The 25,294-nt window shown below is 75.2% G+C and carries 5 protein-coding genes; 2 read left to right on the forward strand and 3 right to left on the reverse strand.

Annotated features, from left to right (window positions below):
• Nucleotides 1–24 precede the first annotated feature (24 nt).
• The 3 genes from ACIP64_RS05800 to ACIP64_RS05810 are packed head-to-tail and all read right to left on the reverse strand — an operon-like array spanning nt 25 to nt 2,967.
• The gene (locus ACIP64_RS05800; protein WP_401582287.1) at nt 25–873 is read right to left on the reverse strand and encodes an ABC transporter ATP-binding protein; all 849 of its coding nucleotides are present in this window, start codon (nt 871–873) and stop codon (nt 25–27) included.
• Nucleotides 874–877: 4 nt separating this feature from the next.
• Nucleotides 878–1,939: a FecCD family ABC transporter permease gene (locus tag ACIP64_RS05805; RefSeq protein WP_401582289.1), complete on the reverse strand. Its 1,062-nt coding sequence runs from the start codon at nt 1,937–1,939 to the stop codon at nt 878–880.
• Nucleotides 1,940–1,941: 2 nt separating this feature from the next.
• The gene (locus tag ACIP64_RS05810; protein WP_401582292.1) at nt 1,942–2,967 is read right to left on the reverse strand and encodes a FecCD family ABC transporter permease; all 1,026 of its coding nucleotides are present in this window, start codon (nt 2,965–2,967) and stop codon (nt 1,942–1,944) included.
• 177 nt (nt 2,968–3,144) lie between these two features.
• Between ACIP64_RS05810 and ACIP64_RS05815 the strand changes: the two genes are divergently transcribed.
• Together ACIP64_RS05815 and ACIP64_RS05820 are read left to right on the forward strand one after the other, a co-directional pair.
• Nucleotides 3,145–24,987 (forward strand): non-ribosomal peptide synthase/polyketide synthase, encoded by a 21,843-nt coding sequence (locus ACIP64_RS05815; protein ID WP_401582295.1) that lies wholly within the window; start codon nt 3,145–3,147, stop codon nt 24,985–24,987.
• On the forward strand, nt 24,984–25,190 hold the full coding sequence (locus ACIP64_RS05820) for an MbtH family protein (protein ID WP_401582296.1): 207 nt from the start codon (nt 24,984–24,986) through the stop codon (nt 25,188–25,190). The genes ACIP64_RS05815 and ACIP64_RS05820 overlap by 4 nt, the downstream gene beginning before the upstream one ends.
• Nucleotides 25,191–25,294: the final 104 nt, after the last annotated feature.

The raw sequence follows: 25,294 nt of genomic DNA on the forward strand, positions 1-25,294 counted from the left end.
GACGGGGCACGGCCCGCCGCCGGGTCACTCGGCGGCGACGGGGACCGCTTCGTGGTGGCGGCCCATCGGGATCACCAGCGGGGTCCCGCTCACCGGGTCGGTCGTGATCCGGCAGCGCAGGTCGAAGACGTCCTCGACGGTCGCAGCCGTGACGACCTCGGCGGGCGGCCCCTCGGCGGCGATCCGGCCCGCCTTCATGGCGATGACGTGGTCGGCGTAGCGGCAGGCCTGGTTGAGGTCGTGCAGCACCATCACCACCGTGCGGCCCTCGCGGCGGTTGAGGTCGGTGATGAGGTCGAGGACGTCGATCTGGTGGGCCAGGTCGAGATAGGTGGTGGGCTCGTCCAGCAGGAGCACCGGGGTGCCCTGGGCGACCGCCATGGCGATCCAGGCGCGCTGGCGCTGGCCGCCGGACAACTCGTCGACGGCGCGGTCCGCGAGGTCGGTCATGTCCGTGGCGGCCAGCGCCTCGTGGACGGCCAGCTCGTCCGCCTCGGACCACTGCCGCCACCAGTTCTGGTGCGGTGAACGGCCCCTGCTGACCAGGTCGAAGACGGTCAGCCCCTCGGGCGCGACCGGGGTCTGCGGCAGGATGCCCAGGCGCTGCGCCAGTTCGCGGGTGGGCAGGGAGCGCAGGGCGCGGCCGTCGAGCTCGACGGTGCCCTGGCGGGGGGCGAGCAGCCGGGCCAGGGCGCGCAGCAGGGTGGACTTGCCGCAGGCGTTGGCACCGACGATCGCGGTGATGCGGCCGGAGGGTATGACGAGGTCGAGGTCCTCGACGACGAGCCGCTGGTCGTACGCCAGATGCAGTCCGCGGGCCCGCAGTTCGGGCTGGGCGGACGGGGCCGCCGGGACGGGGTCGGTGGTCGCCATGGGTTCAGCCTCCTGAGCCCGCGCGGTTGGCGCGGATGAGCAGCCAGAGCAGGACCGGCGCGCCGATGACGCCGGTGACGATCCCGACCGGGAGTTCCGTGCCGGGGATCGCTTCACGCGCGATGAGGTCGGAGCCCAGTACGACCAGGGCTCCGGTCAGTCCGGAGGCGACCAGGGGCGGCCACGCGGTGCCGGCCATCCGCTGGGCGATCTGCGGGGCGGCCAGCGCGACGAACGCGACGGGGCCGGCCGCGGCCGTGCCGAAGGCGATCAGCCCGACGCCGACGAGCAGCAGGGCGAGCCGCACCGGCTGCACGGGGGTGCCGAGTCCGGCGGCCACGTCGTCACCGAGCTGGAGGGTGCGCATCCAGCGGGCCATGCCGAGGGCGAGCGGCACGAGGACGGCCATCGCGAGGGCGAGCAAGTCGACCTGGTCCCAGGTGCGGCCGTTGAGGTTGCCCACCAGCCAGCCCAGGGCGGCCTGGGCCTCGAACCGCTCGCCGCGCGCGACGAGGTAGTCGGTGGCGCTGGTGCAGATCCAGGAGACGCCGATGCCGACGAGGATGATGCGGTACCCGGTGGCGCCGCCCTTCCAGGCGAGCGCGTACACGACGAGCGCGGTGACCAGCGCGCCGAGCAGGCCGAGGCCCTGGGTGCCGAGCCCGCCGTCCCAGCCGAGCACGATGCCGGCCACCACGGCGGTGCCGGCTCCCTCGGTGAGGCCGATCATGTCGGGGCTGGCCAGCGGGTTGCGGGTCATGGTCTGGTAGAGCGCGCCGGAGATGCCGAAGGCGATGCCGACGAGCAGTCCGGTCAGCGCGCGCGGCAGCCGCAACTCCCGTACGACCAGGACCGTTCCGGGGTCGCCGGAGCCGGTGAGGGCCTTGACGACGTCGGTGAGCCCGATCGGGTAGTCGCCGAGGGACACACCCCAGCAGAAGAGCAGGAACACCACGACGGCCAGTGCGGCGCACAGGACGACCAGCCGGGGCCGCAGCACGCCGGAGACCGGCGGGGCCGTCAGGCGGTAGGGCCTGCGGCCGCGGAGGGGGGCGAGGGCGGTCATGCTCAGACCTCCGCGAGTCTGCGCCGGCGGACCAGGGCGATGAAGAACGGGCCGCCGATGAAGGCGACGAGCACCCCGGCCTGGATCTCGGTGGGCCGTGCGACGACCCGGCCGAGGATGTCGGCGGTGAGCAGCAGGCACGGTGCGAGCGCCGCCGACAGCGGCAGCAGCCACCGGTGGTCGGGGCCGATGCCCGCGTACTGGGCGAGCACCCGCGCGACGTGCGGCACCACGAGCCCGAGGAAGACCACGGGGCCGATGACGGCGACCGCCGCACCCGTCAGCAGCATGACGGCGGTGACGCCCTGGAGGCGTACCAGGCCGAGCCGGCGGCCGAGCGAGGCGGCCACGTCGTCGCCGAGGGCGAGGCTGTTGAGCGCCGGCGCGGCGGCGAGCGCGAGCACCGCCCCGATCGCGAGGAACGGGAGGATGGCGCGGATCACGGCCCCGTCCTGGTCGGCGAGGCTGCCGGCGGACCAGAAGCGGTAGCGGTCCAGGGCGTCGGGGTCGGTGAGCACGATCGCGTTGGTGAGCGAGAACAGCAGGAAGGTGACGGCCACTCCGGCCAGCGCCAGTTTCACCGGGGTCGCGCCGGAGCGTCCCGTCCTGCCCAGCAGGAAGACCAGGACGCTGGTGGCGAGGGCGCCGGCGAAGGCGAACCAGATGTAGCCGTACAGCGATCCGGCCCCGAAGAGGGCGACGGCGACGACGATCCCGAACGAGGCGCCGGCGCTGACGCCGAGGACGCCGGGGTCGGCGAGCGGATTGCGGGTGAGGGCCTGCATCAGCGCGCCGGACAACCCGAGCGCGGCGCCCGCGGTCAGTCCGAGGACGGTGCGCGGGACGCGGACGGTCCACACGATGTTGTCGACGAGCCGGCTCGGCGGGTGGCCGAACACCGACCGGACCACTTGGTCCGGCGGGATGTCCACGGCCCCGAGACCGATCGACAGCAGGCAGAGCCCGGTCAGTACGGCGACGAGCAGGACGACGAGCAGGGTGGGACGCAGTCCCCCGCGCGCGGTCACCGGCCAGGCTCCACAGCCACCATCCTTAGGTTAGGCAGGCCTTAACTGTACCCCTGTGAGCTGTGCGGTTCCGCCATCCCGGTGGGGCTATCAAGTTAGGTAATGCTTACCTTAATATGGCGACCGGTCACGACTCGGCCGAGTCGGTTCCGCATGTAAGGGGAGGCACGGGCACCTGTGTCGGGTATCGAAGAACTGACGGCGACGGCAAGGGAATTCTGGCGCGGACGGCTCGTTCCGCTCGCACAGGAGACCGTTCTCCCCGTCGATTTCCCGTATCCGCAGCGGCCCTGCGGCCCCGCCCTGGTCCGCTCCCGCGCGCTGCCCGGCGCCGTGCCGGGCGAGGCGGCCCGCCTCGCCGCGTTCGCCGCCCTCCTGCACCACTACGGGAGCGGCGCCGGCGACATCGTCCTCGCCCACGACGGACTGCCGCTGCGGATCACCGTCGCCGCGGACACCGCCTTCGCCGACCTCACCGCGCACGTCGCCGACGCCGCGGCGCAGGCCCGCGCCCACCGTGTGCCCGTCCGCGCGCTCGCCGGCGAGCTGGGTGCCGGGCCGACCCGCGGCGGCGGACTGCTCTGCACCACCGGTTTCGCCGCGGGCGACTGGGCCGGAGGCCCGCTCGACCTGGAACTGCGGGTGACCGCGGGCGAGGTCCACGCGGCGTACCGGCCCGACCTGTTCGAGGCGGCCACCGTCGACCGCGTGCTCGGCCACTACGCGACGCTGCTCGCGGACGCCGGCGTGCACCCGGACCGGGCCGTCGGCGAACTGCGGCTGCTGGACGAGGCGGAACGCCACCGCGTCCTCCACGCGTGGAACGACACCGACCACGAGGTGCCGCTCGCGACCTGGCCCGCGATGTTCGCCGAGCAGGTCCGCACCCGGCCCGGCGAGACCGCCCTGGTCTTCGAGGACGTCCGGCTCACCTACGCCGAACTCGACGCACGGGCCAACCGCCTGGCCCACGCCCTGATCGCGCGGGGCGCCGGGCCCGAGGCCGTGGTGGCGCTGGCCGTGCCGCGCTCGGCGGAGCTGATCGTCGCCGAGGTGGCGGTGCTCAAGTCGGGCGCCGCCTATCTGCCGGTCGACACCGACTACCCCGCCGACCGCGTCGCCTACATGCTGGCCGACGCCGCGCCGGTCTGCCTGGTCACCACCGCCGACGTGGCCCGGGAACTGCCGGGCGGGGTTCCCGCGCTGGTCCTCGACGCCCCGGGCACCGTCGCCGAACTCGCCGCGCTGCCCGCCCACGGCCCCGACCTCGGCGGGCGGCTGTCCGTCGCGAACGCCGCGTACGTCATCTACACCTCCGGCTCCACGGGCCGTCCCAAGGGCGTCGTGCTCTCCCACGCGGGCGTCGCCAAACTCGTCGCCACCCAGAGCGAGCGGTTCGGCATCGGACCGCACAGCCGGGTGCTCCAGTTCGCCTCCCCCAGCTTCGACGTCGCCTTCTGGGACCTGTGCCTCGGCCTGCTCTCCGGCGGACGGCTGGTCGTCGTGCCCTCCGAACGACGCGTCCCGGGGCCGCCGCTCGCCGACTACGCGAACGCCCACGGCATCACGTTCATGATCCTGCCGCCCGCACTGCTCGCCGCAATGCCCGAGGACGTGCACCTGCCCGCCGAGGCGACGCTGCTCGCCGGCACCGAGCGCGTCTCCCCCGAGCTCGTCGGCCGCTACGCGCGCGGCCGCATGATGTTCAACGCCTACGGACCGACCGAGGCGACCACCAACTCCACGCTCGGGCTGTGCGACTCCGACACCCCGGCCGGGACGATCGTGCCCATCGGCGTGCCCGACCCCGGTACCCGGGCGTACGTGCTGGACGCCCGGCTGCGGCCGGTCGCGGCGGGTGTCGCGGGAGAGCTCTACCTCGGCGGCGCCGGACTCGCCCGCGGCTACCTCGGGCGGCCCGGCCTGACGGCCGAGCGCTTCGTCGCCGACCCCTTCGGCGAACCGGGGGAACGGCTGTACCGCACCGGCGACCTGGTGCGCTGGAAGGCCGACGGGCGGCTGGAGTTCCTCGGCCGCGTCGACAGCCAGGTCAAGATCCGCGGCTTCCGCATCGAGCCGGGCGAGATCGAGTCCGTGCTGCGCTCCCACCCCGCCGTCGCGCAGGCCGCCGTCGTCGTGCGCGAGGACCGGCCCGGCGACCGGCGCCTGGCCGCCTACGTCGTGCCGTCGCTGGACGGCGACGCCGAGGTCGCCGAGTGGAAGGACCTGCACGAACTGCTCTACGCCGCGGCGGGCTCCGAGGGCTTCCAGGAGAACTTCGCGGGCTGGAACAGCATGTACGACGGGCTGCCCATCCCCCTCGCCGACATGCGCGAGTGGCGGGCGGCCACCGTCGAGCGCATCGCCGCGCTCGCACCGCGCCGCGTCCTGGAGATCGGTGTCGGCAGCGGCCTGCTGCTGTCCCGGCTGGCGCCGGGCTGCGAGACCTACTGGGGCACCGACGTCTCCGAGGAGGCGGTCGCCGCGCTGCGCGCGCAGATCCAGGGGGTGCCCGAACTCGCGGGCCGCGTCGAGCTGTCGGCCCGCCCCGCGCACGACACCGCCGGGCTGCCCGAGGGCTTCTTCGACACCGTCGTGATCAACTCCGTCGCCCAGTACTTCCCGGGCGCGGACTACCTGGAGGACGTGCTCCGCAAGGCGGCGGCGCTGCTCGCGCCCGGCGGGACGCTCTTCGTCGGCGACGTCCGCAACCTGCGGCTGCTGCGCACCCTGCGCGCGGCCGTGGAGAGCGACCGCGGCGCCGGCCCCGCCACCGACAAGGAGGCGCTGCGCGCCGCCGTGGACCGGTCGGTGGCGTGGGAGGGCGAACTCCTCGTCGACCCGGACTGGTTCGCGGGCCTGAGCGGCTTCACCGCCGATGTGCGGATCAAGCGGGGCACGCACCACAACGAGCTGACCCGCTACCGCTACGACGTCGTGCTGCGCACTGCGGCGGCCGCCGTTCCCGGCACGGGTGACGAGATCGCGTGGTCCGCCCTGGGCGGCCTCGACGCGCTGGACGCGCAGCTCGCCGCGCGCCCGGAGCGGCTGCGCGTGACCGCCGTGCCCAACGCCCGCCTCGCCGAGGACCTCGACGCCCTCGCCCTGCTCGACGACAGCAGCCGCCGCGGCGCCGAGGGTGTCGATCCGGAGGCACTGCACGAACTCGCCGCACGGCACGGCCTGTCCGCCGCCCTCACCTGGACCGGCGACGCGGACGACGGCAGCGTCGACGCCGTCTTCACCTCCGGCGACGGGTGCGCGGAGCCGCTGTACCGGCCCGGTGGCGGCCGTCCGCCCGCCAACCGCCCGGCCCCGTTCCGCGACGTCTCCGCGCTGATGCGGGCGCTGCGCGCGCACGCCGCCGAGTTCCTGCCCGAGTACATGGTCCCCGCGGCCCTCGTTCCGCTGGACCGGCTGCCGGTGACGCCCAGCGGCAAGCTGGACGGCGCCGCCCTGCCCGTCCCCGACTACGCCGCGCTCAGCTCCGGCCGCGCCCCGCGCGACGCCCGCGAGGAGCTGCTGTGCGGGCTGTACGCACGCGCCCTCGGGGTGCGCTCGGTCACCGTCGACGACGACTTCTTCGCCCTGGGCGGCGACAGCATCGTGGCCATCCAGCTGCTCGTGCTGGCCCGCAAGGCGGGCCTGCGGCTGACCCCGCGCGACGTCTTCCGGCACCGCACGGTCGCGGAGCTCGCGCTCGTCGCCCGGAACGCGGTGGAGGACGCAGGGGACAGCGCCGAGCAGGACACCCCGCTGGTGGAACCGACGGACGCCGAACTCACCGCCCTGCGGGGCGGCCTGCCGGCCGCCGTCGAGGAGGTGCTGCCGCTCGGCCCGCTCCAGGAAGGCTTCTTCTTCCACGCGCTCGTCGACGGCGCCGACCACGACGCCTACGTCGTCCAGCAGGCCGTCGAGCTGTCCGGCCCCGTCGACGGCGCCGCCCTGCGCCGCGCCATGGAACGGCTCCTTCAGCGGCACGCCCCGCTGCGCGCCTGCTTCCGCCAGCTCTCCGACGGGCGGCCGGTCCAGGTCGTCGTCCGGGACCCCGGACTGCCGTGGCGCGAGGTGGACCTGTCCGCGCAGGAGGACGGTGTCCGCCGGGGTCTCGCGGACGCCGTCGCCGCCGACGAGCGCGGCCGCCCCTTCGACCTCGCCCGCCCGCCGCTGCTGCGCTGCGCGCTGGTCCGGCTCGGGGAGGGCCGCAGCCGACTGCTGCTGACGTTCCATCACATCGTCGCGGACGGCTGGTCGCTGCCGGTGCTGCACCGCGAGCTGATGGCCCTGTACGCGGCCGACCCGGAGCCGCTGCCCGAGGTCCCCGCCTACCGGGGCTACCTGCGCCGCATCGCCGGCACCGACCGGGACGCCGCCCGCGCCGCGTGGCGGTCCGCCCTGGCGGGGCTCGACGGCCCGACGCGCCTGGTGGACGTCCCCGCGGACGGCGGGCCCGTCGAGCCCGCGCAGATCCGCGCGGAGCTGTCCGAGCGGGTCACGGCCCGGCTCGCCGCACGGGCGCGGGAACTCGGGGTGACCCTGGGCACGGTCGTACAGGGCGCCTGGGGTCTGCTGCTGGGCCGGCTCACCGGGCAGCAGGACGTCGTCTTCGGCACCACCGTCTCCGGGCGCGACGTCGCCGTCGACGGCATCGCCTCCATGGTCGGCCTGTTCATCAACACCCTGCCGACCCGGCTGACCTGGGACCCGTCCACCGGCCTGGGGGCACTGCTGCGCCGTCTCCAGGACGAGCAGAGCGCGCTGCTGGACCACCAGCACCTGGGGCTCGCCGAGATCCAGCGGGCCGCGGGGCACGCGGGCGGCGGCGAACTCTTCGACACGCTCGTCGTCTTCGAGAACTACCCGGCCGGGACCGGCCTCGCCGACCCCTCGGGCACGGTGCGCGTGACCGGACACGCCTTCCACGACACCGTCCACTATCCGCTCGCGCTCATCGTGAAGCCCGGCCGCCGGATGGACCTGCGCCTCAAGCACCACGCGCGGCGCATCGACGCGGACGCCGTCCGCGCGCTCGCCGCCCGGCTCGTCCTGCTGCTGGAGGCCGTCGCCGACGACCCCGGACAGCTCGTGGGCTCCGTCGAACTGCTCACCCCGCACGAGCGGGACGCGGCCCGGCTCGACGGCGCCGCCCACAAGGTGCCCGCCACCACGCTGCCCGCCGCGATCGCGGCGCGGACCGCCCGCACCCCCGGCGCCACCGCCGTCGTGCACGGCGGCACCACCTTGACATACGCCGAACTCGACGCGCGTGCCGAGGCGCTGGCCGTACGGCTGCGCGCCCGCGGCGCCGGGCCGGAGCGCTTCGTCGCCGTCGCCGTGCCGCGCTCCGCGGAGCTGATGGTCGCGCTGCTCGGCGTCCTGAAGTCCGGCGCGGCCTATCTGCCCGTCGACCTGGACTACCCGGCGGAGCGCGTCGCCTACATGCTCGCCGACTCCGGCGCCGCCACCGTCGTCACCACGGCGGCCGACGCCGCGCGGCTGCCCGAGGTGGCGGGCCTGACACGGCTCCTCGTCGACGCCGTCGACGCCGTCGAGGAGGACACGGAGACCGTCGCGGTCCGGAAGGAGGCCGGGCCGGACGACCCGGCGTACCTGATCTACACCTCCGGCTCCACCGGCCGTCCCAAGGGCGTCGTGGTCACCCACCGCGCCATCGTCAACCGCCTCGCGTGGATGCAGGGCGCGTACGCCCTGACGGCCGACGACCGCGTCCTGCAGAAGACCCCCTCCAGCTTCGACGTCAGTGTGTGGGAGTTCTTCTGGCCGCTGTGCGAGGGCGCCGCCGTCGTCCTCGCCCGGCCGGACGGGCACCGCGATCCCGTGTACCTCGCCGGGCTCGTCCGCGAACAGCGGATCACCACCCTGCACTTCGTGCCCTCCATGCTGGAGGCGTTCCTCAGCACGCCGGAGGTGACCGCCGACGCCTCGTGGGCGGCGGGCCTGCGCCGCGTCCTCAGCAGCGGAGAGGCCCTGCCGGGCGTTGCCGCCGCACGCTGGCTGGCCCTGACCGGAGTGCCGCTGCACAACCTCTACGGGCCCACCGAGGCCGCCGTCGACGTCACCCACCACCCCTTCGACGGCGCCCCGGACACCACCGTGCCCATCGGACGGCCCGTGTGGAACACGGGACTTCGCGTGCTGGACGCCGGCCTGCGCCCCGTGCCGCACGGCGTGCCCGGCGAGCTCTACCTGACCGGTGTGCAGCTCGCCCGCGGCTACCACGGCCGCGCCGCGCTCACCGCGGAGCGGTTCGTCGCCGACCCGTTCGGCGCGCCCGGCGAGCGGATGTACCGCACCGGCGACCTCGTGCGCCGCCGTCCGGACGGGACGGTCGAGTACCTGGGCCGCACCGACCGGCAGGTCAAGCTGCGCGGCAACCGCATCGAGCCCGGCGAGACCGAGGCCGCCCTCGTACGTCTCCCGGAGGTCGCCCAAGCCGCGGTGACGGTGCGCGAGCAGCGCCTCGTCGCGTACGTCGTGCCGCCGCGCGGAACCCGCCCGGACACCGCCGCCCTGCGCGCCGCCGTGGCGGACGTGCTGCCCGCGCCGCTCGTCCCGGACGCCTTCGTCGTGCTCGACGAGCTGCCGCTGACCCCCAGCGGCAAGCTGGACCGAACCGCGCTGCCCGCACCGGAGGCGGAGCGTGCCGCGGCACGCGCGCCGCGCACCGACCGCGAACGGACGCTGACGGAGGTCTTCGCGGCCGTCCTTGGCCTGCCCGACGCCGGCCCCGACGACGACTTCTTCCTCCTCGGCGGCGACAGCATCAGCTCCATCGGCGTGGCCAGCCGCGCCCGCGCCGCCGGCCTCGAACTGACCCCGCGCGACGTCTTCGAGCACCGCACCCCCGCCGCCCTCGCCCTGGCCGCCCGTACCGGCGCCGCGGCCGCGGAGCGCACCGGGCCCCCGCGCCCCGGGCTGACCCCCGAGGAGACCGCGCGCCTGCACGGGCTCGCCGGCGGGGAACCGGCCGGGATCTGGCCGCTCGCCCCCTTGCAGGAGGGCCTGTTCTTCCACTCCGCGTACGACGACAACGCGCTGGACGTCTACACCGTCCACGAGTCCTTCGACTTCGCCGAGCGCCTGGACGAGGACCGGCTGCGCGCCGCCGCCCGCACCCTGCTCGCGCGCAACCCCGGGCTGCGCGCCGGGTTCACCAGTGACGGGCTGCGCCAGCCCGTGCAGTTCATCGTCGACGAGCCCGAGGTACCGCTGGAGACGGTGGACCTGTCGGCGCTGCCCGCCGCCGAGCAGGACGCGCGGCTGAGCGCCTTGATGGACGACGAGCGCACCCGCCGCTTCGACCTGTCGGCGCCGCCCCTGTTCCGCATGCTGCTCGTGCGGCGCGGAGCGGAGCGCGGCGACCGCCTCGTCATCGGCCGCCACCTGATCCTGTGGGACGGCTGGTCCGCCTGGCTCTTCCTCGACCAGCTCTTCGCCCTGTACGCGACGGCCGGCGACGACACCGGGCTGCCGCACCCCGGCTCCTACGGGGACTACCTGGCCTGGCTGGACACCCAGGACGACGCCGCCGCGACGGCCGCCTGGCGCACCGCGCTGGCGGGCCTGGAGGAACCGACCCTGCTCGTCCCGGCCGTGGCCGACGCGGGCCTGGAGCCCGTCGTCCCCGAGCAGCTGGACGCGCCGCTCCCCGCGGAGCTCGGCGACGCGCTGCGCGAGCGGGCCCGGGCCCACGGTCTCACTCTCAACACGGTGCTCAACGCGGCCTGGGGCCTGACCCTGGCCTCCGCAACGGGCCGCACGGACGTCGTCTTCGGCACCACCGTGGCCGGACGCCCGACCGAGGTACCGGACGTGGAGAACGTCATCGGCATGTTCCTCAACACCGTGCCCGCCCGCGTCGCCCTCGACCCGGCGGAGACCGTCCTCGGCCTGCTGCGGCGCATCCAGGGCGAACGCCTGGAACTGATGCCGTACGAGTACCTGGGCCTCGGTGTGCTCCAGGCCGAGACGGGCCACCGGCGGCTGTTCGACACCCTCTTCGTGCTGCGCAACAACGACACCGAGGAGCGGCTGGAGCGACTGCGCACCGAGCACGGCGCCACCGCCGTCGCCAACGTCGACGCCACGCACTACCCGGTCAACCTGATCGTGACGCCGGGCCGGCGCGTCCTCGTCACCCTCGCGCACCGCCCCGACGTCGTCCCGCACGACGCCGCACGCGCGCTGCTGGACCGCTTCACGCTGCTGCTGGAGCGCATGGCCGAGGACCTGACCGCGCCCGTCGGCCGCCTCGACCCGCTGCTGCCCGCCGAACACGCCGCGCTGGAGCGGGAGTGGGCCCGGAGCCGGGTGCCGGAGCCCACCGAGACGATCGCCGACCTGCTCGCCGCGCAGGCCGCCCGCACCCCGGACGCCACCGCGCTGGTCTTCGGCGACCGCACCCTCGGCTACGCCGCACTCGACGCCGCCGTGAACCGTACGGCCCGGCTGCTGCTCGCCCGGGGCGCGGGCCCCGAGAAGGTCGTGGCGCTGGGTCTGCCGCGCTCCCTGGACATGGTCGTGGCGCTCTTCGCGGTGCTGCGCACCGGCGCCGCCTACCTGCCGCTGGAGCTGGACCACCCGGCCGACCGGCTCTCCTTGATGCTGGAGGACGCCCGGCCGCTGCTGCTCCTGACGAACGCCGCCGTCTCCGCGACCCTCGACGCGGGCACCCCGCGCGTGCTCCTCGACGACCCCGCCGTGGCCGCCGAGCTCGCCGCGCGGTCCGACGCCCCGGTCGTCGCGGACTTCAGCCTGGAGCACCCCGCGTACGTCATCTACACCTCCGGCTCCACCGGCCGCCCCAAGGGCGTCGTCACTCCCTACCGGGGTCTGACGAACATGCGGCTCAACCACCAGAAGCAGATCTTCGCCCCGGCGATCGCGGCGGCGGGCGGACGGCGGCTGCGCGTCGCGCACACCGTCTCCTTCGCCTTCGACATGTCGTGGGAGGAGCTGCTGTGGCTGGTCGAGGGCCACGAGGTGCACATTTGCGACGAGGAGTTGCGCCGTGACGCAACGGCGCTGACCGCCTACTGCGAGCGGCACCGCATCGACGTCGTCAACGTCACCCCCACCTACGCGCGCCTGCTCATCGAGGAGGGGCTGCTGGAGGGCCACGTCCCGCCGCTCGTGCTGCTCGGCGGCGAGGCCGTCCCCGAGACGGTCTGGACGCGGCTGCGCGACACCGAGGGGACGTACGGCTACAACCTGTACGGCCCGACCGAGTACACCATCAACACCCTCGGCGGCGGCACCCAGGACAGCGCCACGCCGACCGTGGGCCGCCCCATCCGCGGCACCCGCGCGCACATCCTCGACGCGTGGCTGCGGCCGGTGCCGGACGGCGTCCCCGGCGAGCTGTACATCGCGGGCGTCGGCCTGGCCCGCGGCTACCTGGACCGGCCCGGCCTGACCGCCGAGCGGTTCGTGGCCGACCCCTTCGGGGAGCCGGGCGAGCGCATGTACCGCACCGGCGACCTCGTGCGGCGCAATGCCGATGGCAACCTGGACTTCCTCGGGCGCACCGACGACCAGGTCAAGATCCGCGGCTACCGCGTCGAGCCGGGCGAGATCGAGACCGCCCTCAGCCGGCACCCCCGCGTCTCGCAGGCCGCCGTCGTCGTCCGCGACGACCGGCTGGTCGGCTATGTCGTTCCCGCCGCCGCCGAACCCGCCGAGCGGGAGTCCGCCGAGCGCGCCCAGGTCGGCGAGTGGCAGGAGATCTACTCCGACGAGTACGAGGAGATCTCCACCGCGGTCTTCACCGAGGAGTACGCGGGCTGGGACAGCTCGTACGACGGACTGCCCATCCCCTTCGAGGACATGCACGAGTGGCGCGAGGCCACCCTCGCCCGCATCCGCGAACTGCGGCCCCGCCGCGTCCTGGAGATCGGGGTCGGCTCCGGCCTGCTGCTGTCCCGGCTGGCGCCGGAGGCGGAGGCATACTGGGCCACCGACTTCGCCGCCCCCGTCATCCGCAAGATCGGCGAGGAGCTGAAGCGGGACCCGGAGCTGGCCGCCAAGGTGGAGCTGCGCTGCCGGCCCGCCGACGACCTGGAGGGGCTGCCCTCCGGGTACTTCGACACGATCGTGATCAACTCGGTGGTGCAGTACTTCCCGAGCGCGGCCTACCTGGAGTCGGTCGTCCGCGGCGCCGTGGAACTGCTCGCCCCCGGCGGCGCGCTCTTCGTCGGCGACGTCCGCAACCTGCGGCTCGCCCGCACTTTCCACGCCGAGATCCAGCGGGCCCGCGGCACGGCGGAGGCCGAGTTCGAGCGGGCCGTGGACCGCGCGCTGCGGCTGGAGAAGGAACTCCTGGTCGACCCCGACTTCTTCGCGGGCCTCGGCTACGGCCTCGACCTGCGCACCAAGCGCGGCGTGCACCACAACGAGCTGTCCCGGCACCGCTACGACGCCGTCCTGTACCGGGGCGAGCCCGCGGTGCGGCTGGGCGGCGAACCCGCCACCGCGTGGTCGCCGGACCTCGCCGCGCGGCTGCGCGAGCGGCGTCCCGAGCGGCTGCGCGTCACCGCGGTCCCGGACGGGCGCATCGCACCGGACGGCGTCGATCCCGAGACGCTGCACGACCTGGGCACCGGGCTCGGCTACCGCGTGCTCACCACCTGGGCTGCCGAAGCGGGCTGCTACGAGGCGGTGTTCGTGCCCGCGGACACCGCCGGGACGACCGCCGGGCTGTACCGGCCCGGCGGCGGCAGCGCCCCGTACGCCAACGACCCGGCGGCGGGCCGCGACGCGAGCGCCCTGGTGCGGGTGCTGCGCGAGGACCTGAAGCGGGAACTGCCCGAGTACATGGTCCCGGCGGCCTTCGTGACCCTCGACCGGCTGCCGATGAACGCCAACGGCAAGCTCGACGTGCGGGCGCTGCCGGACGCCGAGCCGGCCGTGGCGCTCGGCGGCGGGCGCGGGCCGCGCACCCCGCAGGAGGAGGTGCTGTGCCGGCTGTTCGCCGAGGTGCTGGGCCTGCCGGCGGTGGGCGCGGAGGACGGCTTCTTCGACCTGGGCGGGCACTCCCTGCTGGCCACCCGCCTGGTGAGCCGGGCCCGCACCGAACTCGGCGCGGAACTGGCCATCCGCGACCTGTTCGAGGCCCCGACACCCGCGCAGCTCGCGCTGCGCGCGGACGCCGGGCGGCCGGCCCGCCCCGCGCTCGCCGCGGCGGCCGGACGGCCGGAACGGGTTCCGCTGTCCGCCGCGCAGCGCCGGCTGTGGCTGGTGGAACGCCTCACCGGGGGCGGCGCGGCGTACAACTTCCCGCTGGTCTTCCGGCTGCGCGGCGCCCTCGACCGTGAGGCGCTGCGGCACGCCCTGCACGACGTGGCGGCGCGGCACGAGGCGCTGCGCACGCTCGTCGGCGAGCACGACGGCGAGCCGTACCAGCGGATCGTGCCCGCGGACGACGCACTGCCCGGGTTCGCCGTGACCGGCGCCGCCGAGGCCGAGCTGCCCGGGCTGATCGAGGCGGCCCAGCGCCGCCCCTTCGACCTGGCCGGACAACTGCCGTTGCGCTGCGAGGTGTTCGCGGTCGCGCCGGACGACCACGTGGTGGCCGTCGTCCTGCACCACATCACCACGGACGAGTGGTCCGACCGCCCGTTCATGGCCGATCTCACGGCCGCCTACACCGCCCGCGCGGCGGGCTCGGCTCCGTCCTGGCAACCGCTGCCCGTGCAGTACGCGGACTACACGCTGTGGCAGGAAGAGCTGCTCGCCGCCGTCGGCGGTCCGCAGCTCGGCTACTGGAGCGAGCGGCTGCGCGACCTGCCCGAGGAGCTGGCACTGCCCCTGGACCGACCGCGCCCGGCCGACCCCGGCGGCGCCGGTGCGATCGTGCGCGGCGAGCTCCCCGCGGATCTCGCCCGGGAGTTGCGGGAGCTGTCCGCCGCGACCGGGACCAGCATGTTCATGCTGTTCCAGGCCGCCACCGCCGCGCTGCTGCACCGGCTCGGCGCGGGCGACGACATCCCGCTCGGCGCGCCCATCGCGGGACGCACCGACAGCGGCCTGGACGACCTCGTCGGCTTCTTCGTCAACACCCTGGTGCTGCGCACCGACCTCTCGGGCGCCGATTTGACGTTCCGTCAGCTGCTCGGCCGGGTACGGGAGTCCGCGCTGGAGGCCTTCGAGCACCAGGACGTGCCCTTCGACCGGGTCGTGGAGGCGGTGAACCCGCCGCGCGCGGCGGGCCGCAACCCGCTGTTCCAGGTGATGCTCGGCTACCACCACCGCCCGGACGGCGACCCCGACGTGTTCGGCCTGCCGACCGAGTGGTTCGACATGGACACCGGCACCGCCAAGTTCGACCTCGACTTCACCTTCGTCGACCACGGCGAAGCCCGCCCGCTCGCCCTGCTGCTGGAGTACGCGACCGACCTCGCCGACGAGGCGACCGCCGCACTGCTCGTCGCACGCCTGGTGCTGCTGCTGCGGCAGGCCGCGGAGCGGCCCGACCGGCCGCTGGCCGAGTTCGACCTGCTGACCGCCGCCGAGCACGAGGCCGCCGCGGGCGCCTGGAACGACACGGCGCGGCACCCGGCCGAGAACCGCGCGGTCCCCGAGATCCTCGCCGGCACCGTCCGGGCGCACCCCGGCCGCACCGCGCTGGTGACCTCCGAGGGCGCGCTGACCTTCCGCGAACTGGGCGACCGCGTCGACGCCCTCGCCGCCCTCCTGCGCCGCCACGGCGCGACGGAGGGAGCCGTGGTGGGCCTGGCCCTCCCGCGGCACGCCATGGTCCCGGCGATCCTCGGCGTGCTCGCCTCCGGCGCCGCCTACCTGCCGCTCGACCCGGCACTCCCGGCCGAGCGTCTGGCGTTCATGCTCCGCGACGCGGCACCGGTGTGCCTGCTGACCACCGCCGGCCTCGCCGAACGCCTCCCGGCCGCGCCGGGCGTCGCACGGCTGCTCCTCGACGGCCCGCTGCCCGAGGGCGAGTCCGCACGACCCGCCGGGTACCCGCCGCTCAGTGCCGCGTACACGATCTACACCTCCGGATCCACCGGCACCCCCAAGGGCGTCGTCGGCACCCACCAGGGCCTGTCCAACCTCTTCGGCGCGCACCTGCGCGACATGATCGAGCCGGCGGTCCTGGCCACCGGCCGGGAGGTCCTGAAGGCCGCGCACACCGCCTCGTTCAGCTTCGACGCCTCCTGGGACCCGCTGCTGTGGCTGCTGGCGGGCCACGAGCTGCACGTCGTGGACGAGACGACGATGACCGACCCGGCCGCGCTGGTCGCCCAACTGGACACACAAGGCGCCGACTACGTGGACCTCACGCCGACCTACCTGGCCGAGCTGATGCACCACGGCTTCCTCGCCCCCGGCGGCCGTGCGCCCGCCGTCCTCACCGTCGGCGGCGAGGCCACCCCGCCCGCCCTCTGGCAGCGGCTGGCGGCCCTCCCCGGCACTGAGGTGCACGACCTCTACGGGCCCACCGAGTGCTCCGTCGACGCCTACGGACGCCACAGCGGTCCCCCGGAGCGGTCCGCGCCACTGGACAACCTGCGCGCATACGTGCTCGACGCGCGCTTGCGCCCGGCACCGCTCGGTGTGCCCGGAGAGCTCTGCCTCGCCGGCGCCGGACTCGCCCGCGGCTACCTCGGCCGCCCTGACCTGACAGCAGAGCGCTTCGTCGCCGACCCCTTCGGGGAGCCCGGCGAGCGCATGTACCGCACCGGCGACCTGGCACGACGCAGGGCCGACGGCTCTGTGGAATACCTCGGCCGCACCGACGACCAGGTCAAGATCCGCGGTTTCCGCGTGGAACCCGGCGAGATCGAGTCCGTACTCGTCGCGGACCCGGGCGTGTCGGCGGCGGCCGTCGTCGTCCGCGAGGACACCCCCGGCGTGCCGCGCCTCGTCGCGTACACCGTTCCCGCCCCCGGCCACGAACCCGATCCGGCCGCGCTGCGCGCCCGTGTCGCCGCCGCGCTGCCCGAGCACATGGTGCCCGCGGCCTTCGTCGGGCTCGCGGCCCTGCCGCGCACCGTCAACGGCAAGCTGGACCGGTCCGCGCTGCCCGCGCCCGACCTGTCGGCGGCCGTCGGCGGCCGGCTGCCCCGCACACCGCGCGAGGAGCTGCTGTGCGAGCAGTTCGCCGCCGTGCTCGGCCTCGAACGGGTGGGCATCGACGACGACTTCTTCGTCCTCGGCGGCCACTCGCTGCTCGCGATGCGTCTGATCAGCCGCATCCGTGCCGTGTTCGGCGCCGAGCTGCCGCTGCGCGCCGTCTTCGACGCGCCGACCGCCGCCGGGCTCGCCGCCCTGCTGGACGGCGGGAGCGCCGTGCAGGGTCCGCCGCTGGTCGCCGCCCGCGCTCTGCCCGAACGGCTGCCGCTCTCCTCGGCCCAGCACCGCCTGTGGCTGCTGCACCAGGTCGACGCCGCCGACCCCTCCTACAACCTCCCGGCCGCCTGGCGGCTGACCGGCGCCCTCGACCGCGCCGCGCTGGAGGAGGCGCTGAACGACCTCGTCGCCCGGCACACCACCCTGCGCACGGTCTTCCCGGCCGTGGACGGCGTGCCGTACCAGCACGTCCTGGCCCCGGAGCGGGCGCGTGCGACGCTCGTCGGCGCCGCTCGGGACGAGCTGCCCGGGATCGCGGCGCGGCCGTTCGACCTGGAGCGTGAACTCCCGCTGCGCGCCGCCCTGTCCGCGACAGGGCCGGACGAGCACGTGCTGCTCCTCGTCCTGCACCACATCGCCACCGACGAGTGGTCGGACCGGGCCCTGCTCACCGACCTCGGCGCGGCCTACGCGGCGCGCGCCGCGGGCCGGGCCCCCGAGTGGGCACCGCTGCCGGTGAGTTACGCCGACTACACGCTCTGGCAGCGCGAGCTGCTGGACCAGTCCGGCGACAGCCTGCTCGCCCATTGGACGGAGACCCTGCGCGACCTGCCCGAGGAACTCGCGCTGCCCACCGACCGGCCGCGTCCCCAGGAGTCCTCGCACGCCGGCGGCACCGTCGGCTTCACGGTCCCGCCCGAGGTGGAACGTGCCCTGCGGGCGCTGGCCCGCCGTGAGGGCGCCAGCATGTTCATGGTTTCGCAGGCCGCCGTCGCCGCCCTGCTGCACCGCCTCGGCGCGGGCGACGACATCCCGCTCGGCTCTCCCGTCTCCGGCCGCGCCGACGAGCGGCTGGAGGACCTGGTCGGCTTCTTCGTCAACTCCCTCGTGCTGCGGACCGATCTGTCCGGCGACCCGGACTTCGCGGAGCTGCTGCGCCGGGTCCGGGCGACCGACCTGGCCGCGTACGAGCACCAGCACCTGCCCTTCGAACGGCTGGTGGAGGCCCTCAACCCGGCCCGCTCCCTCGCCAGGCACCCGCTCTTCCAGGTGATGGTCGTCCACCTCGCCGAGCGCGGCGGCACGCCCGTGCTGCCGGGCCTCACCGTCCGGCCGGAACCGGTCGGCCAGGACACCGCCAAGTTCGACCTCGGCTTCGACTTCGTCGAGCAGGGCGAGGGCAACGGCATCCAGGGCTGGATCGAGTACAGCGCCGACCTCTTCGACCGTCCGACCGCCGAGCTGCTCGCCCGGCGCATGGAACGCCTGCTGGAGCAGGTCGCTGCCGATCCCGGACGGCCGGTGGGCCGCATCGAGACGCTGGACGCGGTGGAGCGCGTCCGGGTGCTGGAGGAGTGGAACGCCACCGCTCACCGCGCGCCCGGGATCACCCTCCCCGAGCTGTTCCGCGCCCAGGCGGCGGCCACCCCGGCCGCGACCGCCCTGCTGGCCAACGGCTCGGCGGTCACCTACGCGGAGCTGGACGCCCGCGTCGAACGCCTCGCCCACGCCCTCGTCGGCGCGGGCGCCGGACCGGAGTCCACAGTGGCCGTGGCGCTGCCGCGCTCGGCCGCCCTCGTCGTCACCCTGCTCGCGGTGCACCGCGCGGGCGGCGCCTATCTGCCGCTCGACACCGGCTACCCGGCGGAGCGGCTGGCGTTCATGCTGGCCGACGCCCGACCGGTGTGCCTGGTGACGGCGGACGGCGTGGCCCTGCCGGACACCGGCGCGCCGCGCCTGCTGGTCGGCACGGACGGCTCGCCCGCGGCCGGCGCCGCCACGGGCCCGCTGCCCGCGGCGTACGACCCGCGCCACCCGGCGTACGTCATCTACACCTCCGGCTCGACCGGCCGCCCCAAGGGCGTCGTCGTGCCGCAGGAGGGCATCGTCAACCGCCTGCTGTGGATGCAGGACGCCTACGGCCTCACGCCGGACGACCGGGTGCTGCAGAAGACGCCGTCGAGCTTCGACGTCTCGGTCTGGGAGTTCTTCTGGCCGCTGATCACCGGTGCGACCCTCGTCGTGGCACGGCCCGAGGGCCACAAGGACCCGGCCTATCTGGCCGAGTTGATCCGGACCCACGGCGTCACGACGGCGCACTTCGTGCCGTCGATGCTGCGGGCCTTCCTCGACGAGCCGGCCGCGGCGGGCGCCACGGGGCTGCGCCGCGTGATGTGCAGCGGCGAGGCGCTGCCCGCGTCGCTCGCCGCCCGCTGCCACGAGGTGCTGGGCGCCGCGGAGTTGCACAACCTCTACGGCCCCACCGAGGCGTCGGTCGACGTCACCGCCCACGCGGTCCCCGCCGGCGCGGCCGCCGTCCCGATCGGGCGGCCGGTGTGGAACACCCGTACCTACGTGCTGGACGCCGGGCTGCGCCCGGTGCCGCCCGGCGTGCCCGGCGAGCTGTACCTCGCCGGCGTCCAGCTGGCGCGCGGCTACCTCGGCCGTCCCGGGCTGACCGCCGAACGCTTCGTCGCCGACCCGTACGGCGGCCCCGGCGAGCGGATGTACCGCACCGGCGACCTGGCCCGCTGGACGGGCGCCGGAGAACTCGCGTACCTGGGCCGGGTCGACGACCAGGTCAAGCTGCGCGGCTTCCGCGTCGAACCCGGCGAGATCGAGGGCGTGCTGACCCACGGGCCGGGCCTCGCACGGGCGGCCGTGGTGCTGCGCGACGAGCGGCTGGTGGCGTATGTCGTGCCCACCCCGGGGCAGGACGCGGACCCGGCGGCCCTGCGTGCCCACGCGGCCCCCGCGCTGCCGGAGCACATGGTGCCCGCCGCCTTCGTCGTCCTGGACGCCCTGCCGCTCACACCCAACGGCAAGCTCGACCGCGCGGCGCTGCCCGCGCCGGACTTCGCCGCCGAGGTCACCGCGACACAGCCGCGCACGCCGCGCGAGGCCCGGATGTGCGAGCTCGTCGCCGATGTCCTCGGCCTCGAACGCGTCGGCGCGGACGACGACTTCTTCCGGCTGGGCGGCGACAGCATCGTCGCGATGCAGCTCGTCGTCCGGGCCCGTGCGGCGGGCCTGACGATCACCCCCCGCGACGTCTTCCGGCACAAGACGGCGGCCGGCCTGGCCGCGGCCGCCGTGGACACCGTCCGGCAGGAGGCCGCGGACACGACCGCGCTGCTGCCGGACCTCACCGACGCCGAACGTGCCGAACTCGCCGGGACCGGAGGTACGGAGGCGCTGCCGCTCTCCCCGCTCCAGGCCGGCCTGCTCTTCCACGCCTCCTTCGACTCCGGGGACCGGGGCCCCGACGTCTACACCGTCCAGGTGTCGTACGACATCGAGGGCCCGGTCGACGCCGAACGGCTGCGCGCCGCCGGGCAGGCGCTGCTCGACCGGCACGAGTCCCTGCGCGCGGGCTTCCGCTACCTCGCCTCGGGCCGTCCGGTGGCCGTCGTGCCGCGCTCGGTGCCACTGCCGTGGCGCCAGGTGGACACCGCGGCCGACGGCGCGGAGTGGGAGCGCCTGCTGCTCCAGGAACGGCGCCGCTTCGACCCGGCCGAACCGCCGCTGCTGCGGCTGCTGCTGGCCAGGACGGACGACGGCGGCCACCGCCTGGTGCTGTCGCACCAGCACCTGCTGCTGGACGGCTGGTCCGTGCCCCGCCTGATGGCGGAGCTGACCGCGCTCTACGACGGGAGCGCCCCGCCCGCCACCGCCCCCTACCGCGACTACCTCGGCTGGCTGGCCCGGCAGGACACCGGGGCCTCCGCCGCCGCCTGGGCCGCGGCCCTGGACGGGCTGGAGGAGCCCACGCACCTGGTGCCGGCCGACGTCAACCGGGCCCCGGTCGTGCCGAGCACCCACGTCGTCGAGGCCGGCGAGCGGCTGACCGAGGCGCTCGGCGCGCTCGCCCGCCGCCGCGGTCTGACCGTCAACACCCTGGTGCAGGCCGCCTGGGCGATCGTGCTGTCCCGGCTCACCGGACGCGACGACGTCGTGTTCGGAGCGACGGTGGCCGGCCGGCCGCCGGAGCTGGACGGCGTCGAGTCGATGATCGGCCTGTTCATCAACACCGTGCCCGTCCGTGTCCGGCTGCGCCCGCAGGAACCGGTCGGCGCCCTCCTCGACCGCCTCCAGGACGAGCAGGCGCGGCTCCTCCCCCACCAGTACCTGGGCCTGGCCGACATCCAGCGCGGCGCCGGTCTCGGGGACCTCTTCGACACGCTGATGGTCTTCGAGTCCTACCCGGTCGCGGACGACGGCGAGGAGACGGGCCTGCGCCTGTCGGTGCGCGAGCACGAGGACTCCACGCACTACCCGTTCGCCTGGGCCGTCGAGCCCGGTGAACGCCTGCGGCTGACGGCCGAGTTCCGGCCCGACCTGTTCACCCCGGCCGCGGCCGGACGGACGGCCTCGGCCGTGCTCGCCGTCCTGGAGGCGATGGCGGACGACCCCGGCACCGCCGTCGGACGCCTGGACATCCTCGGCGACGCCGACCGGCGCACGCTGCTGGAGACCTGGAACGACACGGCCCTGCTCGCGGCGACGGCGGACGCCACCGTCCCCGCCCTGTTCGCCGCGCAGGCCGCCGCCTCCCCGGACGCGGTCGCCGTCACCGACAAGGCGGTGACGTGGACGTTCGCCGAACTCGCCGCCCGGACCAGCCGGCTGGCCCGTGTGCTGGCGGGCGCGGGCGCCGGTCCCGAGGGCATCGTGGCGCTGGCGCTGCCGCGCACCGCCGACCACATCACGGCGATCCTGGCCGTGATGACGGCGGGCGCCGCCTATCTGCCGCTCGACGCCGACCTGCCCGCCGACCGTGTGCGCGACATGCTGGCCGACGCCCGGCCGCGGCTGATCCTCACCACGGACGCCCTGGCCGGCTCCCTGCCGGACACCGGCGTCCCGGTGCTGAGCCTCGACGCCCTCGACGGGCTGCCCGAGGCGGAGCCGCAGGCCCCCGCCCCGGACCACCCCGCGTACGTCATCCACACCTCGGGCTCGACCGGCCGGCCCAAGGGCGTCGTCGTCACGCAGCGCGCCCTGGCCAACCTGTTCCACAGCCACCGCCACGACCTCCACGACCGCGCCAAGGAGCTGACCGGCCGACGCCACCTGCGGGTGGGCCACGCCTGGTCGTTCTCCTTCGACGCCTCCTGGCAGCCGCAGTTGTGGCTGCTGGACGGGCACGCGCTGCACATCGTGGACGACGAGACGCGCCGCGACGCCGAGCTCCTCGCCGCCCTGATCCGGGACGAGGCGCTGGACTTCATCGAAGTGACCCCCTCCCTGCTGGCGCAGATGGCGGACGCGGGCCTGATCCAGGGCGGCCACTGCCCGCTGGCGGTGGTCGGTGTCGGCGGCGAGGCCGTGCCGGACGCCCTCTGGTCCCGGCTGGCCGCGCTGGAGTCGACCGAGGCGTTCAACCTGTACGGTCCCACCGAGGCCACCGTCGACGCCCTCGTCGCCCGCGTCGCCGGCAGCGGCCGCCCGGTCGTCGGCCGCGCGGTCCACAACGCGCGGGCGTACGTCCTGGACGGCTCGCTGCGCCTGGTGCCGCCCGGCGTCACCGGCGAGCTGTACCTGTCCGGCGCCGGCCTCGCCCGCGGCTACCTCGGCCGCCCCGACCTGACGGCCGAGCGCTTCGTCGCCGACCCGTACGGCCCGCCGGGCGCCCGGATGTACCGCACCGGCGACCTCGCGCGGTGGACCGAGGAGGGGCAGCTGGAGTACACCGGCCGTTCCGACGACCAGGTCAAGATCCGCGGCTACCGGATCGAACTCGCCGAGGTCGAGCGGGCCCTGGCCGGACACGACGCGGTCGGCCAGGTCGTCGTCACCGCCCGCGAGGACCGTCCGCGGGTCCGGCAGCTGGTCGGCTACGTCGTCCCCGCCGAGGGCCGCGGCGCCGATCCCGCCGCCCTGCGGGCCCATGTGGCGGCGACGCTGCCCGAGTACATGGTCCCGGCGGCCGTGGTCGTGCTGGACGCCCTGCCGCTGCTGTCCAACGGCAAGCTGGACCGCAAGGCGCTGCCCGCCCCGGACTTCACCGCCGGCACGGGCGGCCGCAAGCCGCAGACCGGCACCGAACGCACCCTGTGCGGGATCGTCGCCGAGGTGCTGGGCCTGCCGGCCGGGGCCGTCGGCACCGACGACGACTTCTTCGCCCTGGGCGGCGACAGCATCGTCGCCATGCAGTTCGTCAGCCGGGCCCGCGCGGCCGGGCTGCGGATCACCCCGCGCCAGGTGTTCCAGCTCCGCGACGCGGCCTCGCTGGCGGAGGCCGCGATCCCGCTCGCCGGGGACGAGTCGGCCCGCACGCACGACGACGGCACGGGCCTGGTCCCGCTCACCCCGATCATGCACGCCCTGGGCGAGCGCGGCGGCCCCATCTGGGGCTACCACCAGGCCGCCCTGCTGCGGACCCCGGCGGACCTGGACGAGAAGGGGCTGCTGGCCGTGCTGCGGGCCGTCGCCGACCGGCACGACATGCTGCGCGCCCGGCTGGAGCGCACCCGCACCGAGTCGTGCTCCACGGGCGGGGCCGATGAGCGGTGGGCGCTGCGCGTGCCCGCGCCCGGCAGCGTGGACGTGGCGTCCTGGCTCGCCCGCGCCGACGTCGCCGGGGCGGACGACACGGGGCTGCGCGAGGCGATCGCCGCCCACGCGGTCACCGCCCGGGCCGGACTCGACCCGGACACCGGCGACATGGTGCGCGCGGTGTGGTTCGACGCCGGGCCGGGACAGCCGGGCCGCCTGCTGCTGCTCCTCCACCACCTCGTGGTCGACGGTGTGACCTGGCGCATCCTGCTCCCCGACCTCGCTGCCGCCTGGGAGGCCGTGGCCGCGGGCCGCACCCCCGACCTGGCGCCGGTGGACATCTCCTTCCGCCGCTGGTCGGAACTGCTCGCCGCCCGCGCCCAGGACCCGTCCCGCGAGGACGAACTGCCCTGGTGGGCCTCGGTCCTCGCGGACGGCGCGGGGCTGCCGCTGGCCCGCCCGCTCGACACCGCACGGGACACCGTCGAGAGCACCCGCTACCTGTCCCTGACCCTGCCCGCCGACGTCACCGAACCGCTGCTCGGCCGGGTGCCCGCCGCGTACGGGGCGAGCGTCAACGACGTCCTGCTGACCGCGTTCGCGCAGGCCGTGGCGGACTGGCGGACCCGCGTCCTGGGCGCGGCGCCCGGCAGCGCGGTCCTGGTCGACGTCGAAGGGCACGGCCGCGAGGAGGAACTGGCCGGCAACGCCGACCTGTCCCGCACCGTCGGCTGGTTCACCAGCGTCGTCCCCGTCCGCCTCGACCCGGGCGCGGCGGGGCTCGACCCGGAGGAGTCCGTCGCCCGGGTCCGCGAGCACCTGACCGCCCTCCCGGCCGCGGGCGTCGGGCACGGCCTGCTGCGGCACCTCAACCCGGTCACGGGTCCCGAGCTGGCACGCCTGGCCGAACCGCAGATCGAGTTCAACTACATGGGCCGCTTCGACGTCCCCGAGGCCGCCGACTGGTCGTACGCCCCCGAGGGCGACGCCGCCGATCTCGACGCCGACCCCGGGATGCCCATGTCCCACGCCCTCACCCTCAACGCCCTGACCGAGGACCGCCCCGGCGGCCCCGAGCTGGGCGCCCACTGGGCCTACGCCGGCGAACTCCTCACGGAGGAGGCCGTCCTGGATCTGGCACACACCTGGTTCCGGGCTCTCCGGGCCCTGGTCACACGGAAGGAATCCACCCGATGAGCAGCAACCCCTTCGAGAACGCCGACGGCGTCTACTCCGTCCTGGTCAACGCCGAGGGCCAGCACAGCCTGTGGCCCGACTTCGTCGACGTCCCCGCGGGCTGGACGGTCGCCCACGGACCGGCGGCCCGGCAGGAGTGCCTGGAGTACGTCGAGACCCACTGGACGGACCTGCGCCCGAAGAGCCTCGTCGAGGGAGCCTGACCGCACACGCCCGGACGCGAGGGGCCGGCCCGCACCGCGCGGGCCGGCCCCTCGCGTTCCCGGCCCACCCCTGTTCTGGACGGATGTTCAATCGTCTCGACCTC

It is taken from the genome of Streptomyces sp. NPDC088733 (assembly GCF_044751185.1).
Taxonomy (GTDB): domain Bacteria; phylum Actinomycetota; class Actinomycetes; order Streptomycetales; family Streptomycetaceae; genus Actinacidiphila.

Coding starts and splice junctions, on each gene's coding strand:
- ACIP64_RS05800 (WP_401582287.1), bottom strand. CDS start 873: ATGGCGACCACCGACCCCGTCCCGGCGGCCCCGTCCGCCCAGCCCGAA.
- ACIP64_RS05805 (WP_401582289.1), bottom strand. CDS start 1,939: ATGACCGCCCTCGCCCCCCTCCGCGGCCGCAGGCCCTACCGCCTGACG.
- ACIP64_RS05820 (WP_401582296.1), top strand. CDS start 24,984: ATGAGCAGCAACCCCTTCGAGAACGCCGACGGCGTCTACTCCGTCCTG.